Origin of the sequence: Paenibacillus algorifonticola (assembly GCF_000971975.1) — a bacterium.
Lineage (GTDB): Bacteria > Bacillota > Bacilli > Paenibacillales > Paenibacillaceae > Pristimantibacillus > Pristimantibacillus algorifonticola.
This window is the reverse complement of record NZ_KQ040783.1, coordinates 14,865-31,185: the sequence shown is the minus strand read 5'-3', so window position 1 is coordinate 31,185 and position 16,321 is coordinate 14,865. Positions and strand designations below refer to the sequence as shown.

At 48.5% G+C, this 16,321-nt stretch carries 12 protein-coding genes; 6 read left to right on the top strand and 6 right to left on the bottom strand.

Annotation, left to right across the window (positions count from 1 at the left end; all coding sequences use genetic code 11):
- Positions 1 to 184 precede the first annotated feature (184 nt).
- From WH37_RS05000 to WH37_RS04990, 3 genes are all read right to left on the bottom strand, one after another.
- On the bottom strand, positions 185 to 895 hold the full coding sequence (locus tag WH37_RS05000; protein WP_046229478.1) for an ABC transporter permease: 711 nt from the start codon (positions 893 to 895) through the stop codon (positions 185 to 187).
- A complete protein-coding gene (locus tag WH37_RS04995) occupies positions 892 to 1,818 on the bottom strand; it encodes an ABC transporter ATP-binding protein (RefSeq protein WP_046229477.1) in 927 nt (308 codons plus the stop codon). The genes WH37_RS05000 and WH37_RS04995 overlap by 4 nt, the downstream gene beginning before the upstream one ends.
- A gap of 95 nt (positions 1,819 to 1,913) precedes the next feature.
- On the bottom strand, positions 1,914 to 3,479 hold the full coding sequence (locus WH37_RS04990) for an FAD-dependent monooxygenase (protein ID WP_046229476.1): 1,566 nt from the start codon (positions 3,477 to 3,479) through the stop codon (positions 1,914 to 1,916).
- Between the two features lie 126 nt (positions 3,480 to 3,605).
- Between WH37_RS04990 and WH37_RS04985 the strand changes: the two genes are divergently transcribed.
- Positions 3,606 to 4,244: a TetR/AcrR family transcriptional regulator gene (locus WH37_RS04985; RefSeq protein WP_082110660.1), complete on the top strand. Its 639-nt coding sequence runs from the start codon at positions 3,606 to 3,608 to the stop codon at positions 4,242 to 4,244.
- Positions 4,245 to 4,452: 208 nt separating this feature from the next.
- On the opposite strand, the gene WH37_RS37335 is transcribed toward WH37_RS04985, so the two are convergent.
- On the bottom strand, positions 4,453 to 4,596 hold the full coding sequence (locus WH37_RS37335; protein WP_218158250.1) for a helix-turn-helix domain-containing protein: 144 nt from the start codon (positions 4,594 to 4,596) through the stop codon (positions 4,453 to 4,455).
- Between the two features lie 368 nt (positions 4,597 to 4,964).
- On the opposite strand from WH37_RS37335, the gene WH37_RS04980 reads away from it, so the two are divergent.
- Entirely contained in the window at positions 4,965 to 5,759 is a 795-nt protein-coding gene (locus WH37_RS04980; protein ID WP_231594128.1) for a phosphotransferase, read from the top strand.
- Positions 5,760 to 6,115: 356 nt separating this feature from the next.
- Here WH37_RS04980 and WH37_RS37330 read toward each other — a convergent pair whose 3' ends face one another.
- On the bottom strand, positions 6,116 to 6,247 hold the full coding sequence (locus WH37_RS37330; protein WP_414811813.1) for an NADPH-dependent FMN reductase family protein: 132 nt from the start codon (positions 6,245 to 6,247) through the stop codon (positions 6,116 to 6,118).
- Between the two features lie 89 nt (positions 6,248 to 6,336).
- Complete coding sequence (locus WH37_RS04970; RefSeq protein WP_046229474.1) at positions 6,337 to 6,876, bottom strand: YbhB/YbcL family Raf kinase inhibitor-like protein; 540 nt, start codon at positions 6,874 to 6,876, stop codon at positions 6,337 to 6,339.
- Between the two features lie 140 nt (positions 6,877 to 7,016).
- On the opposite strand from WH37_RS04970, the gene WH37_RS04965 reads away from it, so the two are divergent.
- From WH37_RS04965 to WH37_RS04955, 4 genes are all read left to right on the top strand, one after another.
- Positions 7,017 to 7,895 carry a LysR family transcriptional regulator gene (locus tag WH37_RS04965; protein WP_046229473.1) on the top strand — a complete coding sequence of 293 codons (879 nt, stop codon included), beginning with the start codon at positions 7,017 to 7,019 and terminating at the stop codon, positions 7,893 to 7,895.
- Between the two features lie 558 nt (positions 7,896 to 8,453).
- The gene (locus WH37_RS04960; protein WP_046229472.1) at positions 8,454 to 9,224 is read left to right on the top strand and encodes a class I SAM-dependent methyltransferase; all 771 of its coding nucleotides are present in this window, start codon (positions 8,454 to 8,456) and stop codon (positions 9,222 to 9,224) included.
- 840 nt (positions 9,225 to 10,064) lie between these two features.
- Positions 10,065 to 10,253, top strand: a complete 189-nt coding sequence (locus tag WH37_RS35355; protein ID WP_156182227.1) for a hypothetical protein — start codon at positions 10,065 to 10,067, stop codon at positions 10,251 to 10,253.
- Positions 10,254 to 10,547: 294 nt separating this feature from the next.
- Positions 10,548 to 16,321 (top strand): DUF7601 domain-containing protein (locus WH37_RS04955; RefSeq protein WP_197091341.1); only part of this gene is annotated, 5,774 nt, incomplete at its 3' end.

Below are 16,321 nucleotides of genomic sequence, written 5' to 3'. Positions count from 1 at the left end.
GCCGAAAAATATGCTTTGTGAAACGTTAGTTCACAAAAAAACCTGACCTTTCCATATTGAGAGATCAGGGCTTTTAAATGTTCCTCATTTTTTTCAATTGTGAGTTTAATAGGGATAGGAGGCACTTTGAATGTGCATCATCTCCTTCCAAATGGAATTATATGCAGAAATCTTTCCTTGTAAATCATCGTTGCTCCCTGTTTTGCAACCATTTAACTGTTCCAATGAAGCCTACCAGTCCTATTAAAAATACCAGAAAATAACTAATACCCGCCAAGGGAAATGATGCGACTCCGCTTTCCTGCAAATGCAATGCAGGTACAGACCAAGGCAGATAAGTGCCAATGGCAGTAGATCCGAATACCAATGCCAGCATCAAAGTTGTAAACGCAAAGCCAATCGGCACCAGATAACCACGCGATATGCAGGCCAACAGGGCAAGAGGTGCACTTATTAACAGGTGAAGAGCGCCAATTGTAAGTATTAGGAACAAATAATGTTGTACACTCGCAAACGAGAATCCAGGCAGCCCGAAAACAAAACCAAGTATTACGGCGTAAGCAAAGCTGATCAACATCATCACAAAACACCAGAATACAATTGCGTTATATTTGGCAATCGCTATGTTGCCGCGCGATATAGGCAAAATGAGCAAATCCTTGAGTGTCCGATCGGAATACTCACGGCCAAATGTCCAACTTGTTATCAATCCAAACCCCATCAGCCCAAACACGGATGCATACAAAAACGCAATCTTTTCAAAAAAGGAAGGCCAATCGGGCTGTCCCAGGAACAACGTGATGATGAACATGATAAACAGAAGCGTGCCCCATAAAACAAAGGATCGACGCAATTTGTAAATCTCAACGCTGCAGGCTGTCAACAATCGTCTCATTCGGTTTTTCCCTCCTCCATCCCGATTACTTTGAGAAAATAACGCTCCAAGTTCTCTTCTTCAACTTTCAGCATGGTGAGCGGCACTTCATAATGAGCAAGCAATCTCGCAATATGTTCGGGATGCTTCACGGCATGATCATCCGGTAGCGCAAGGCAGTTATTCGAAGTCGAATGTACCGCATACCCGGAGTCTGAAAGAATAGCTTGAGCTTTCCGAGCATCCTTCGTTCCGATCATCAACTGCTTTCGGCGGATTGTTTCAAAGTCTTTTGTTGTCAGTTCTTCCAGCAACACTCCTTTGTGAATAATGCCGATTCGAGAAGCCAATTTGGACATTTCCTCGAGGATATGGCTCGATATAAACACGGTAACCCCATGTTTGGATGCCAGAGTTTTCAGCATTTCCCTTATCTCGACAATTCCGGCGGGATCAAGTGCATTGGTTGGCTCATCGAGAATCAGAACGTCCGGCTTATGAATTAACGCTTTGGCCAACCCAAGTTTCTGCGCGTTGCCCAGTGACAAATCCTTGGCCTTGTTTTCCGCATATTCAGCCAATTTCAATTGCTCCATTATATCGTCAACTGCCCTTGGAACCGGCAATCCTCGCAACCTGGCCATCAAATTCAAGTTTTCCCTAACTGTAAAACGAGGATAAGCATAAGGTACTTCCACCATATAACCTACCCGTCTCGACAAATCGGAATTCCCGTTGGTCCATTGCTGACCGAACAAATAGACTTCTCCGGAAGAAGGCTTGCTCATGCCGAGAAGTGCTCGGATGGTTGTCGTTTTCCCTGCACCGTTCAACCCCAAGAATCCATAGATTTCTCCTTTCTTAACGGAAATCGAAACGCGATCAACAATGACTTTATTCCCGTATTGCTTTGTCAGGTTAACGGTTCGAATAATATCTTCCATAGTAACAGTCCTTCCGTAGTCTGATTAAATGCATTTAATAAAAGAGCCGGCGGCCACCTGAAATGTTGATAAGATACCCACCGGCCTTTTCCAAATCAGTTTGTGCTATAAATAGAATTCAAGTAATGCAAAATCGATGCGGTATCTTCAATGAAAGTGCGCAGCGCGATGTAACCATCAGGACGAATCAATACGAGTTCTTCGCTTGCCACATCGTAAATTCGATAGGCATTCCCTGCCGTGTCGATTATGCCTTCCGCTCCTTCCACATCCGATGGCAGGATGCAATGCACATGGAGTTCGTCGTTGGCTAAGTTCTCCAGAGAAGGATCGGTGCATTTTGCAAAAGCCAAAAGCGTCCAATGCGGGCCTCGCAACAGGTCAAAGACACTTCCGGCAAACCCTATGCCTTGCAGACCCGTAGCATTAGGAGCACGCTCTCCAGGAAATGAACGGATAGCATTTGTTCGAGCAGTCGGACGGGTAAGAGAACTTGACCGATAGGAAATGAGAAGCCCACTCGTCAGATCATCAGATATGGTGCTTAAGGATTGGGACAACGCTCCGCCTTCAGTCGCCGTTCCTACGATTCCTCCCATCTTATTCGTGCTGTCCTCGAGCACGGCTTGAGCCACAGGGCGACGCTCCTCATCGTACGTGTCGAGCAAGGCGGTGTCCGCTCCGCGTATGACAGCCGCTAGCTTCCAGCCGAGGTTGTACGCGTCCTGCATCCCCGTATTCATGCCTTGACCGCCGGCCGGCGAATGAACATGAGCGGCATCGCCGGCAAGGAAAACCCGGCATTTACTGTAATGTTCAACCATACGGACGTTGATCCGGTAGATGGACAGCCAGGAGGCATCCGTGAGCCTAACACGTCCAGCACCGGCTCGTCGGTCAAACATGGCTTGGTATACTTCAAGCGACGGCTTCTCCGGTTCCTCGATTTCTGCCGGAATTGTAGCCTGCAGTTGCCAAATGTCGGATTTCGGCAACGGTGTCACCCCGACCATTCCCTCCGGAGATGTCCAGATATGGATATGCTCACGATCTAACCCTTCCAATCTAACATCGCCAAGATACCACCGCTCATGATCGTGTGTTTCCCCAACCAGCGGCAAATGAATAAACTTGCGGATATTGCTTTTGCCCCCGTCAGCGCCGACTACATAACGAGCGCGAATTTGCTCTTCTCCTTGTGGTGTATTCACGGTTACTGTAACACCATCCAAATCCTGAACAAGCCCTAAAGCTTCCGCACCCAACTCAACTTGACCGCCAAGAACTGCATATCTGTCGCGCAATGCTTTTTCCACATCAAATTGAGCAATCCAGACCGGATCACGATAGGGTGTCTCAAGTTCGGCGCTGGCTGCAACGGTAATAGCCGGCTTGTCCATACTCCTGCCATCTGCGGTATAATAACGAACAGGCAAATCCACGATACCTGTGTCAATAATGTAGCGAACGGCCTCCAAATCATCGACGACTTCAAGCGAGCGAGGCTGAATTCCCTTGGCGCGAGATGCAACGTTATATAAGGTACTTCGTTCAATAATACGATGGTCGACGTTTCGACGGGCAAGGTCGCAGGCAAGTGTAAGCCCTGTGGGTCCGGCCCCGACAATGAGAACATCAACAAAAGACGGAATGGTTTTCATGGATATAATCCTCCTTGATCATTGATGGGATATGCTACATGTGGTATACTACACCGTACAGTGTAATTTGTAAAGCGGAACTCTTATCGAATTCTGATAGTATAGCAACAAGGGGGAAACAAAAGGATGAATAGTATGGAAAACAAAACAATTCGTAAAGGCTCTGCAGACAAACGAGCTAAAATTATTGCAGCGGCACGAGACCTGTTTCTGTCGGAGGGATTTGATCGCTCCAGCGTCGATGCGGTTGCCGCCAAAGCGGGAGTGTCCAAACGGACAGTTTATGATTATTATGGCGACAAACAGAACTTGCTGCTTGCCGTTGTTGAAGAAACAAGTTCATCGGTTCTGGACCTGATTGAGCAAGCGGTTTCAGATCGTCTCTGGGAGTTCGAGGATCTGGAGCAAACGCTCATCTCATTTTGCGAGCAAATCGTAGATTCTGCGAACGGTTCGTCTGATTACAAAGCCTTGATTCGTCTTATTATGATGGAGGAAACCAACCTACCGCCCTCAATTTTCGAAGGGCTGGATAACGCAACGGAAGAGGGGGTTATCAGGAGGTTTACAGAGTTTGGTCAAACCGGATTGCTCAATGTGCCCGATCCTCAAATGGCTGCAAAGCACTTCGCTGCATTAACGTTTTTATTGGTATTTAATCAACCGAAAACCGGGACATTGGAGGCGGAACAAACCAAACGTATTATCACTGAAGGCGTACGCGTCTTTCTTTGCGCTTATGCACCGCGCACCGTTCAAAACTGAAAATCGAACATCGTACCGATCGTCGATTTTGCTTCACGCTAAAAAAGACTGGTGGGGCCGCTAATTTAATGTTAATAATTAGCTAGGGCCGTACAGGGGACCTGCCAACATTCTCCTGTCGTGTCGCCAAATAACGGTGGTGAGTCCCCGAAAGCACGTCGGAACATCGCGTTGAAACTGCTGGGCGAAGAATAGCCCGGCGCGTCGGCTAGCATTGCGACCCTCTTGCCAGTATTTCCAGCGCAAGCGTCAACCGAACCTGTTGAACCCACTGGGCGAACGTCAAGCCGGTTTTTGCCAGAATCAACCGCCGCAAGGTCCGAGGAGAAAGAGCTGCCCATGAGCCAGTCATCCAGCGTTCGGCTGAGACGTATTACTATAAGAATAAATTAGAAAAACCGGGTTTCCTTGTGAAATGACCAATCCCGTTTTTTTTATTTTAGCAATTTAGTCACCTGATGTTTCACAAAGCATGCTTTCTGACACGTTTGAAGGTTTGAGAGGGCGACAGTTATAAACGTACTTTCCAAAAAAGTGTGTGGTAAACTATTCGAAGCACGACACTTGAGGGGGGAGAAACTATGGAAGACTCTGTAGTTACACAAGCAGAACGAATTGCAGGCGATTTTCTTCTGGAACAAGTAAAAGCTTCATACCAGATCATAGGTAAAGGTATCGTAAATCAGGTTTGCGTAGTCGAAACGGAGAGTCGTTGTCCGCATGAACGATAAAGATACATATCCAAGCTTTATCAAAGAAAAATGGTGTATCGAGCAAGCAGCCGCAGTTGGCATTCCTGGACCTGAGGTGTTGTCCATTGGTATAGTTGATGAAACAGCATATATGATTCAAACTTTTATACATGGCGACAACGGGTTAGACAGTACGGTTCTCAAGTCCGATGTTTGGAGGCAGCTTGGCGAATATGCCAAGCTTATTCATTCGATTCAAGTGAAAGGATTTGGAGGAAATCTGATTGATCCAGCCCATGGTGTGTTTCAGTCACCTTCTCATGCAGGATCAGACGGCAGCTGGCAAGGGTATGTGCAGTATAATATCAATAGTTTGACGGAGTATGATCGCTTGATCAAGCTTGGAGTAATCACTCAGATGGAATCGCAGAGAGTAAGAAAACTGTTCGAGAATTTGAAGAAAGAAACGTTCCGCTTTGGTTTAAACCATGGAGATATCTCTTTAAAGAATACGATTGTCAATCAGGCAAACCAAGTTATATTGCTGGATTGGGGCAATGCAGAAGTAAGCGTGGTACCGCATGGATCTGTTATTCAATTGATGCAGTACCAAATACTAGGACTAGAAGAAGGCCCAAATATTGAGGAATTCAAAGCGTTTTTAGACGGGTACGGGTTAAGTGCAAAAGACCTTGCTGATATGAGGCATTTGCTGCTATTAAGGGCTTTCGATAACCTCAGGTGGGCTATTGATCGAAGCCCTGATCTGATCGAATCCTATGCTGCGTTCGCGAAACAAGTTGTTGACATGATTATGGATTAGCAGAGATTGAGCGATGTTTTAGTATCTCAATCTAACCAAGGGTGAAGAAAATGATTGAACTCCCGGAGAACGATAGTTCAATTGAGGTGGATTGCAAACAACATTCAACAACCAGCACATGTTTTACTTGTTTTGAAATTATTGAACTAGCAAAAAAGCGCCTGATCACCCCTAACTGGACGATTAGGGCGCTTTTTTTTTTTGCGGCCAAAATGCTACACGAGCTTAGCACGAATACGTATATTGAGCCTACAAAGGAGGACGTGGCTACCTATATGGCATCCTGCTGACGCAAAAGAAAATGAGTATCCGACCAGGCACATATAAAACGTACCGCTGGTTAGTGAACTTTCACATTATTCAGCGTCTTGGTTGTATATCAAAAGATCGTTCATCGTCAAAATTTCCATTTCGAACTTGTCTTTATACCGATTCTTTAAATGCTCAGCCAGTTTGCGATTAAGGGAATCTTTGGCGATGCTTCCCACGATTGCAGCTCATTTTCCTGCTACCTCCAATGGAACAGTATGATTGAAACAAAAATTTCTTATCGCACATTTAACTTTCGAAACATTTATTATCTTTCAAACGTTGCTACGATTACTGCTCTGCCTAGAGTATGGGTAAGCATATTAAAGCCTAGAAAAGCTGGTGTTGCATTAGCCTTAACGCCTAAATCCTCAACATCCAAAGCATGAACAATAAAATAGTAGCGGTGCGGTCCATCTCCAACGGGTGGCGCAGCACCAATATAACCTGCAAACAGGCCATCGTTTTTCAATTGAATAGCTCCGTTTGGCAGATCAGAGCCATCCTCGCTTCCTGCTCCAGATGGCAATTCTGTCACGTTAGCGGGAATATTAAAGACAGACCAATGCCAAAATCCTGATCCAGTTGGAGCATCGGGGTCATACACCGTAACGGCATAACTTTTTGTCCCTTCCGGGGCGCCGGACCATTTCAATTCAGGTGAAATATCTTGCCCGCCATCTACCCCAAATTTTCCGGAAAGCTGTGGAGCGGATAATACATTATTTTCACGGATATCCGAACTTGTCACATTAAAGCTGGCTACTTCAGGCAATCTTGCAAACGGATTATTTTGCTCATTTTTCATTTTGAACCTCCATGTTTAATGGGTTAGGTATTTGGAAAGGCCTCTCCTTGCTTCGAAGTATATCAAATATCAAATCATTGTAAAAATAGATAGTTTGAATTATAATCATTGTGATTTTGAATGATTGGAGAGAGATAAAAATGGAACTGAGGCACCTGGAGGCGTTTAAGGTTGTTTGCGAACAGTTGCATTTCACGAAAGCGGCGGAACTTCTAAACATTGCACAGCCGACTTTAAGTCAGCAAATCAAAGCGTTAGAGGATGAGATCGGGACGCCTCTGTTTGATCGTATGGGCAAGCGAATTGCAATAACAGAAGCGGGACAGATTCTTTACAAACAGTGCAACCAAATTTTCAGAAACTTGGACTATGCTTATGATGCGATTAACGACTTGCGCACGATGCAGCGCGGAAAATTAGTTTTGGGAGTACTACCGTGTGATTTGGATGAGCTTTTGACACCCGTCATGATTGAATTCCATCAAGAGTTTCCTAACATCCAGCTCCTGATTCAAGATTCTGACCGCATTGTTGAAGAAGTATTGGAAGGAAACATCGATATTGGCATTACTACAGTTCCTGTTATGGAAGACAGCAAGCTTGTCTGTTTGCCTTTATATACAGAAGAATTTTCAGTGACCGTATCAAAAAGTAGTGAATTATCGGTACGCTCGCAAATATACTTGAAGGAACTCAAAGATTTGAGCCTCGTGTTGTTTCCTGATCATCATCAATGCCGCAAGCTGGTAAATTCCTATTGTGAAGACCAGGGCTTTACTTTAAACCCCATTATCGAAACGTCAGCAATGATTTCATTAATGCGATTAGTGAAAAACAATATTGGCGGAACCGTTTTGCCCAAACCGCTTTTAAAAACCTGGGATGACCGGTTGTATCATATAATAAATTTGGTTGAGCCTACACCCGAACGAGATATTGGTATCGTGTATCGGTCTGACAAATTCCTAGGTCAAGCTGGTAAAGTGTTTATTAGTAAAGTAAAAGAGCAATTCACGTAAAACAAAACGTTTAGGTGCTCTCATTACAATTTTTGATCACAAATAGATACTATAATTGAAGGTATTAACCGTAGGCAGAGTTTGAAATATGTCATATTCCAGCAATGGCTCAATCTCAAATATATCAACGTCAGCACCTGCTATCAGATTGAACTGATAGAAAACGTTATGCGCTTTGGCAATGTATTCTGAACTTTAATGAGGTTAAGTTAACTAAAATAGACCGCCCCGCTGCAAGGTGATTGGTCTATTTCTGACTAAGTTACCGAAGCCGAGCGACTTTAAAGCGGTCGATTGTAGTAAGGATCGGGTTATCGCACTGCTTTTTATTTGTTTTATTATAACGATGTGATTTATATTTACAAAAAGTAATCATCCAGAGTCTGTGTGTGGTCAGGAAATTACCCGAACGGAACCTTAGATGACGATGACAAGATTATACGACTTACGCATGAGCATATATAGGTTTTAACTATAATGTAAATAGATTTAATATATTTAACTTATAAATAGGACTATGCCATACTATCCCTAGCATAAAAGTTGGGAGATGATTCCATGAGTTCTGATCAAGTTTGGCAATCTGATCATTATGACCGCAAGCTTGGATTTGTATCTGAATTGGGCAAGGATGTTGTTCGGCTTTTGAATCCGATTAAGGATGAACAAATCTTTGATTTGGGCTGCGGAACTGGAGATTTGGCGAATGAAATAAGTCAAGCTGGCGCACATGTTACAGGGATGGATTTATCAGAGGCAATGATTGGGCAGGCGCAGCGCAAATATCCCCAAATCCAATTTTTTGTCGGTGATGGCGAACATTTTACAGTAGATTCTATGTTCGATGCCGTCTTTTCCAACGCAGCGCTGCATTGGATGAAGAACCCGCGGTCTGTACTGGTTGGTGTATGGAATAGTTTAAACCCTGGTGGCAGGTTTGTTGCAGAGTTTGGCGGGAAAGGAAATGTGGAAACGATCGTTCAGGCCATTGGCGAAGTGCTACGCGAGGACTTCGGCATTGATGCGGGCAAGCTGAATCCCTGGTATTTCCCAAGCATCGCCGAATACAGCGCATTGTTGGAACAGCAGGGCTTCCGCGTCACCTATGCGGCTCACTTCGATCGGCCGACAAAGATCAAGGACAATGAGCAGGGCTTGCAGCATTGGCTAAGGGGCTTCGCCGACAATTTCTTCACAGCACTCTCCGAAGCGGAGCGGCATGCCGTTTGTTCGAAAATAGCTGTTAAAGCCCGAAACGAATTGTTTCATGACGGTTCATGGTACGCGGATTATAAACGATTAAGAGTGATGGCGATTAAGCCGGAGTAGAGTGGTTTTTCCCCGAAGCATCAGTCTCGCCGAACAAAGCTTGATCTTGAAGCAACGTCTAGTGATGCAATAATAGTATCATGAAAAAAGGACGCGTAACTTTGGATCGAGCTCATATTGCCAATCTCTTCCCCTTTAGCAACCACCATTTTCTTGAAATTAAGATCATACACCTTCTTCTTCATTTCGTACCCCTTCACCTCAATATTATTGTATCTGAGTAAGGGGTCTACTGTCCAAGATCAAAAAGGGGCTTGAAAGCGACCCGGAGCCGGTTTTATATTTGGATTCGAAAGATGGAAGGCTATTATTTTTAATTCCAACAACTACTGACGCTTCGAGGTCTGTCAGTGGTTGTTTTTTATTGAGATTTGCAGGGAGAGGGCAAGTTCTTCGCTTTGTAGAGATTTTGGAGAGACTAGGTCTTTTTAACTATGAAAAGGAAAGAAAGTGTGGAAATTTGGGTGAAAGTGTAGTTATCATGAGCCAATTTTCTAAGGATAAATAAATTCGTATTTTGGAAGAGTAGATATTCTTCTGTCAACATTGTCAAACAAGATATTAGAAGTATGTTTTTCGGGTCTTGTAGGCTGGTCATATGTAGATATCCTATAATCGATGTCCTACACCTGAGGAGATTTTTGTGATGATAGATCACAGCGAAACTAAGATAACAAGTTTAAACGTTCCTACTTCCAAAAGCAACCAACTAAACGGATGATGCATAACGGACGGTTTCGAAAGCTGATTCGCTGTGTGCTGCTGCCGTTCATGGATACGACTCGGAAATGGCTAGGCAGCTGAATGATGTGTTTCTGCAAGGACCATCGGGGCCTTGTCGTGGTGGGACTGGACGGCATCGAAATGCTCGAGAGCACCAAAAAATGTTATGAGCATTGTCTGACGCGGGAAATCGACGGGGTGAGGCATTACTTTCATCGTGCGGTCGGTTGTATGACGACGATCGGATCGGACCCGCATGTGATGGTGGGAATCGAGTTTGACGCTTCTTGTTGTTTAGTGGTTTAGATTTTGTATAGACCCCGGAAATATAATGGTTAAATACGCTGTGTAAACTGGAGTATTCTGTCATTTACTGCATGTAATCAGCGAAGATGATCGAAGGAGAGGGGGGAGAAAGGTACAAAGCAAGATTAACGCCTGCACGCCCACGGCATTCCCCGTTCATCTGGAACTCCGATTTCGATGATGTAAAGAGCCGCTGGGGATCAAGCAAATAGCTTATATCTATTGGCTTGAGTTATATCGGGTCTTGCTGTCGCCAATAATTACGGGGATTTCGGGAATGGAGGAGATTTTGTATTGAAACGAAAACGCAGTGTAGGTAAACCTGTGCTATCTTTTTGCCTAGCAGTTATGCTTTTCTTACAGACGTTAACATTCTCTGCTGCTGCATATGCAGAGAGTGCGCCAGACGATTCCGGGACGACGGCGAGTGAAGCCGTCTCGCCGAGCGCAGACGAACCATCATCGGTATCTGAGGCGGTGTACGCTGTGCCGGCCAATTCCGCAGCGATGGAGGCAGGGTCTGCGGACAAAACGGCGGTGCTCATGGGAGCCAATTCTCCCTTTCCGCTGGAAGTCATACAGGAAGGGAAGGTCTTACAGACGGGTGACACCATTCACGGGAGAAAGCCCTTCTCCTTGAGATCGATCGGCATCAAGGTTCCGGTGAAGGGTGACGCCGCCGATCCGAACACGGTGGATGGCAGCACAGTCATTTTGTATGGCGACTATGTGATGCTGGACAAAGCGACCTACTTTCCGGAAGTGATTCTGCCGGATGCCACCATGACGCTGAAGGAAAAATCGGGCTACACAATCGGAACCGCCTATTTCTCAGAAGCGGGCATCAAGGTGGTGTTTGACGGCGAGGAACGCTTTTTCAACGGACAGGGCCAGAACATCACCTTCGGCTTTGAATCCACCGCGAAGGCGGATGTGTCGGGCATAGAATATGGCCACCAAAAGCCGATTGACATTTTCGGGGCGGGCTACATGCTCGAAAACCCCGAGGTCACGTCCGCGTACAGCATCAAAAAGAAGTCCAACAGCAACGCTTCCGATAACGCTTGGATCAATCAAGCGGCTTTTGTAGAGGGGGCAATCGAGTGGCAGGTGGAAATTGCCGCGACAGATCTGTTTGACCCTGCCATCCCGCAGCCGCTGGACGGGCTGAAGTTTTATGACGCGCTCGATCCGGTTCAGGTGGGCACCTATGTGGAGGGGTCCCTTAAGGTCAACGGCAGTACGGTGACACCGGACGGCGGCACCACGAATGCGCTGGCCTACACCTTCCCTGCGGGCTTTGGCGACAAGGCGATCGTCACCTTTGAGACGTGGATTCCCAAGGCGAAGTATTATACTGAGTATAACACCGCTAATGGGTATCAGACCGTCACCAATATCGCGGAGCTGAGGGATGCGCCGGAAAGTAAGCTGGTTTCCTCGAACCCGTGGCGCGTCGCCTTCAGGCCCGACTGGATTCAGAAGAGCGGCGTACTGGACAAGCGGTCGAGTTCCGCAGACCCACGTACCATTACATGGACGATTGATGTCAACAAGAACTACAGCAAGCAAGGGCTGAAAGATTTCACCATCACCGATGCCCTGCCGGCCGGACTTACCTGGAAATCGGCCGCATGGCAGTCGTGGGACAGTGCTAAGAAGGACTGGTCAGCGACAACAACGCCGATAGAACCCGAAGGCGATGTGTATTCCTTCGGGGAGGTGAACGGTCCAATTCGGCTGGTCATTGTGTCCGAAGTTACAGGCAGTACAACCAGCTTTAACAACAAGGCCACCGCCCAGTGGAAGCTGGATGTCAATACCGCGCAGGACAATGACCAGGGTACCGTGGCGGTCACCGCCGCGGTCGTCATTGGTGCCCATACTCTGACAAAGCAAGTAGGTACCGGTGTTAATGTCCTTGCTTCTGGCGCATTGCCGTGGAAGGTTACCCTTACGCCTCAGGAGGCTCTCCCGGACGGTGCGGTATACGATCTGCTGGTATATGGGGATGCGAGCTCCATCGATTTTACCAAGGTTACGGCCGTCCCGGAGATTGACGCTGGAATTCTGGATCAGTTGAAGGGGAACATTGGGCCGGGATACTACCAGCGGTTTCAGTCCGGTTCCTTTCAGTCGAGTGACGGCTTAACGTATCAGGTATACACCCTTTCACAGAATGGGAAGCCTGTCGCCGACTTGCTTCGTGTCACCGGATACAATACCGATAAGCCGGCTTCCTTCACATTTAATTCCCTGATGACGCAGTGGGAGCACTTCGCGGGCAACAAGGCCACAGATCAGTATAATCGGGCGTTCCTGTTTGAAGGTGCAAATCGGGCAGTTGATTCGACTCGGCCTTCTCAACGGGTCAACAGCGGTATGCTGGCCAAAGAAATGCTCTATGCGTCAAAGCCGGAGGGGACAAATATTGACCCTTCTAATGTCAATCACCACATTCGTAACAGCGATGCTAACGAAGCAAATATGCTGGCAGCCTATGATCAGGTGACCAAGACGGTGACCTTCCGGCTGTCGGTCAATATGAACGGCCTGAAGACCGAGGAGATGGCGAAGAATGGCGGCAATCACGTGGCCAGCGACATCAAACTCGTCGATACTCTGCCCGAGAGCTGGGAGTTTGTGCCCTATTCGGAGGGGCAGGATTTTGCGATTTACGGAGGAACCCGGGCAGACTATGGAGCGACTGTCAGCGCTGGGGCGCTTATTCCCGACCCAAGTGGTCTCGTGAGCTTCTCCGCCGCAGGGAACATAGGCACCTTTTCTTTTACCAAGCTGGAAAGTCCCTATGTTATTCTGTACAAGGCAAGACCCACTAAGGCGGCACTGCGTCAATACTTTGAAACCGGCGAAGCAAAGCATGCGCTGACGAATACCGCCGAGATGAAAATCACATGGGGGGATGAGCCTACCACAGTCACAAGCACCCGCAAGATCATCGTACCGATGCAGACGTTGAGCAAATCGGTGACGAAGCCGAACCCCGGCGTGCTGGAGTGGACGGTGAATTACACCCCGCCCTTTGAGGTAAAGGACGGCGTCTATCTGCAGGACACCCTTGGCGAAGGACTGGCGCTGCGCAAGGACGAAAACGGGAACCTCTCGCTGCGACGCCCTGACATGGCGGTGTACCGCGCCAAGCTGACCTCCAGCGGCGGGCTGGAGAGGGAAGGCGAAGCGCTGAACCTGTACGACCCGAACTCCGAGGTCCAGGTGGAAGCCGTCACAGAAGGCGGCGCGACTCGGCTGATTTTCCGTATGGCGAATCCGAATCAGCTCTACCAGATGGTCTATCAGACTGAGGTCACCGGACTGCCCAGCAGCGGAAAGGCAGGCAACGAGATTAAACTGATGGGTGATGACACCCTGAAGAACATCGGCGCTAAAAGCGAACACGCGGTCGACAACAGTGACGTGGGCGGCAGCGCGGAAACCCAAGGCAAGCTAGATCTGCTCAAGGTCGACCCGTCAGGCAAGCCGCTGAGTGGCGTAAAATTCACACTGTATGAGTCCGACGGCGTAACAGAGGTCACCGGCGGAGAGACAGATGAGAACGGCAAGCTTAGCCTGTTTACCAAAGCGGGGCTTTACGTGCTCAAGCAAACCTATATTGACGAGACCACCTATCTGCCGACCACGACAGTTTATCAGGTGCGTGTGGCGTCCACTCCCTGGAATCCCATCTGGGTGGACGGGGTGCAGGTAACCAGCGACAAACCGCTGGTTGTGCCAACCCCGGTGTGGGTGCCCGGCCATTTGACGCTGAATACGGCGATAGAGGGGAAAGGGGCGGACCCGGACAAGGACTTTGAATATAAGATTACCTTTAGCGACGGCAAGTCTTATGCCTATTCCGGCTCCATAAGTGGCACTGTGGCCAGCGGCGACACCGTTAAGCTGAAAGGTGGCCAGTCTATCACCATCAAGGATATCCCGGACGGTATCACCTACACCGTCGTCCAGAAGGATTACACGGGCGAGGACTATGCTACCGATCCGGCGGATCTGACGCGTACCGGCAGCATTGTGGCGAAGGAAACGGTCGAAGCGAAGTTCGTCAACGCCAAGTATCTTCCCGGCAAGCTGACGATCGGGAAGACGGTCGCGGGCAATGGCGCGGACAAGAACAAGGCGTTCGAGTTCACCGTCACCTTCGAAGGCACGGGTGCAGGCAAGACGTATACGTATACGACATCGGGCGGTGCGACGGGAACCATCGGGTCCGGCGGCAAGATCTCTCTCAAACATGGGGAAACCGCCGTCATTGATGGGATTCCTAAGGATACAACTTACACCGTCAAAGAGACTGATTATACGGAAGACGGCTACACGGCGACTTGGCCGGACTGGCAAACGACCGGCACCATTATCGAGGAAGGCGACCATAAAGCAGAGGTCGTTAATATGCGGATGGTATACGGCGGTCTGCTGATCGGCGAGACGGTGGTTGGTAGCGGGGCGGACAAGAATAAGGAATTTGAGTTTACTGTCCAATTCCCGGACGCCGATAATGGTAAGGCGTACCCTTATACAAAGTCGAACGGCACGCAGGGAACGATCCAATCCGGCGGGACGATCACCCTTAAGCATGGGGAAACCGTCGCCATTGAAGGCATTCCGAGCGGTGACAGCTATATCGTCACCCAGACCGATTATTCGGGCGAGGATTACACCGCCGATCCGGTGAATCGAACGTATAGCGGCACGATCATGGAGAAGCAAATTGACGAAGCTCGCTTCGTTAATGCGAGGTATCTCCCTGGCAAGCTGACGCTGATGGCGGATCCCGCAGTCGTTCCCGGCAACGGTGAGACGCCTTCGCAGTTGACGGCTACGTTGACCGATTATGAAGGCAAGCCGGTTGCGAACCAGGATGTCGTCTTTATCCTGCCGGATCAATCGGAAGTCACGGCCAAGACCGATGAGCAAGGAAAAGCAATCATCCCTTATACACCGCCGAAGCTGAACACAACAACGACTGAGGAGCACCACATCACGGCTAAGGTGGACAGCCTGACAGAAGGAAAATTGACCGCCGACACGACGGTAACCACCGTACCAGCGGCAATCACCGGGGTGCTGCGAGACAACACAACGGGCGAAGTGATTCCGAATGCGACTGTGGTCATCACCAACGAGGCGAATGGCGAGAAGCACGAGATCACGACCGACGCCGCCGGCGCGTACTTCCACCCTGTGCCGTATGGTGGCGACTATACGATCAGCTTCACGAAAAAGATCAAAGTGAATGGTGTTGACGAGTCGATCACTTTCACGCAAAAAGCGGAAGTTGACAGCGATGTGAAGGGCGGCGAGCTGGTTCCGGCGCACATTACGGCTGTAGGCGTCGTGCTCCTGAAGCAGCCTGAAGGGCAGTCTTCGCTGCTGAACGGCGAACTCGCCGGTAAGATGCGCATTTATTTGCGGGATGCAAGCGGCCAATACGTTGTAGATGAGAACGGTGTTCCGAGAGCATTCGGCTTGCAACCGAACGGAGCATTCTCTGCGGATGGCTTATCCGCAGAGAACTACAAAATGGAAGTACGTTACGAAGTTGCGCCAGGCAAAGAACTGACGCTCATCAAGGCGGATCTGGATGTGAAGGCGAACGGGGAATTGAATATTTCTCAGGAGCTCGTTGACCCGTACGGTATCATTACGGACGAAACAACCGGCGCAACGATCGAAAGCGCCGAAGTGACGCTGTACTATGCCGATACGCCGAAGAACAAGGCGAATGGCATTGTACCAGGCACGAAAGTGACGTTACCTATAATTCCGGGCTTTGCGCCGAACGATAACGCCAGCCCAAGTCAGAAGAGCTACGCAAACGGCGCATATGCGTACATGGTGTTCCCGGACACGGATTACTATCTGGTTGTAACGAAAGACGGGTATGAGACGCATACGAGCCTAACTATCTCGGTCGGAAGCGACATCGTGCGCTATGATGTGCAGCTGAAGCCGGTAAGTTCCGGCGGCGGACCTGGACCCGTGAACACTGGGCCTGGACCCGCGAACCCCGGGCCTGGACCCGTGAACCCCGG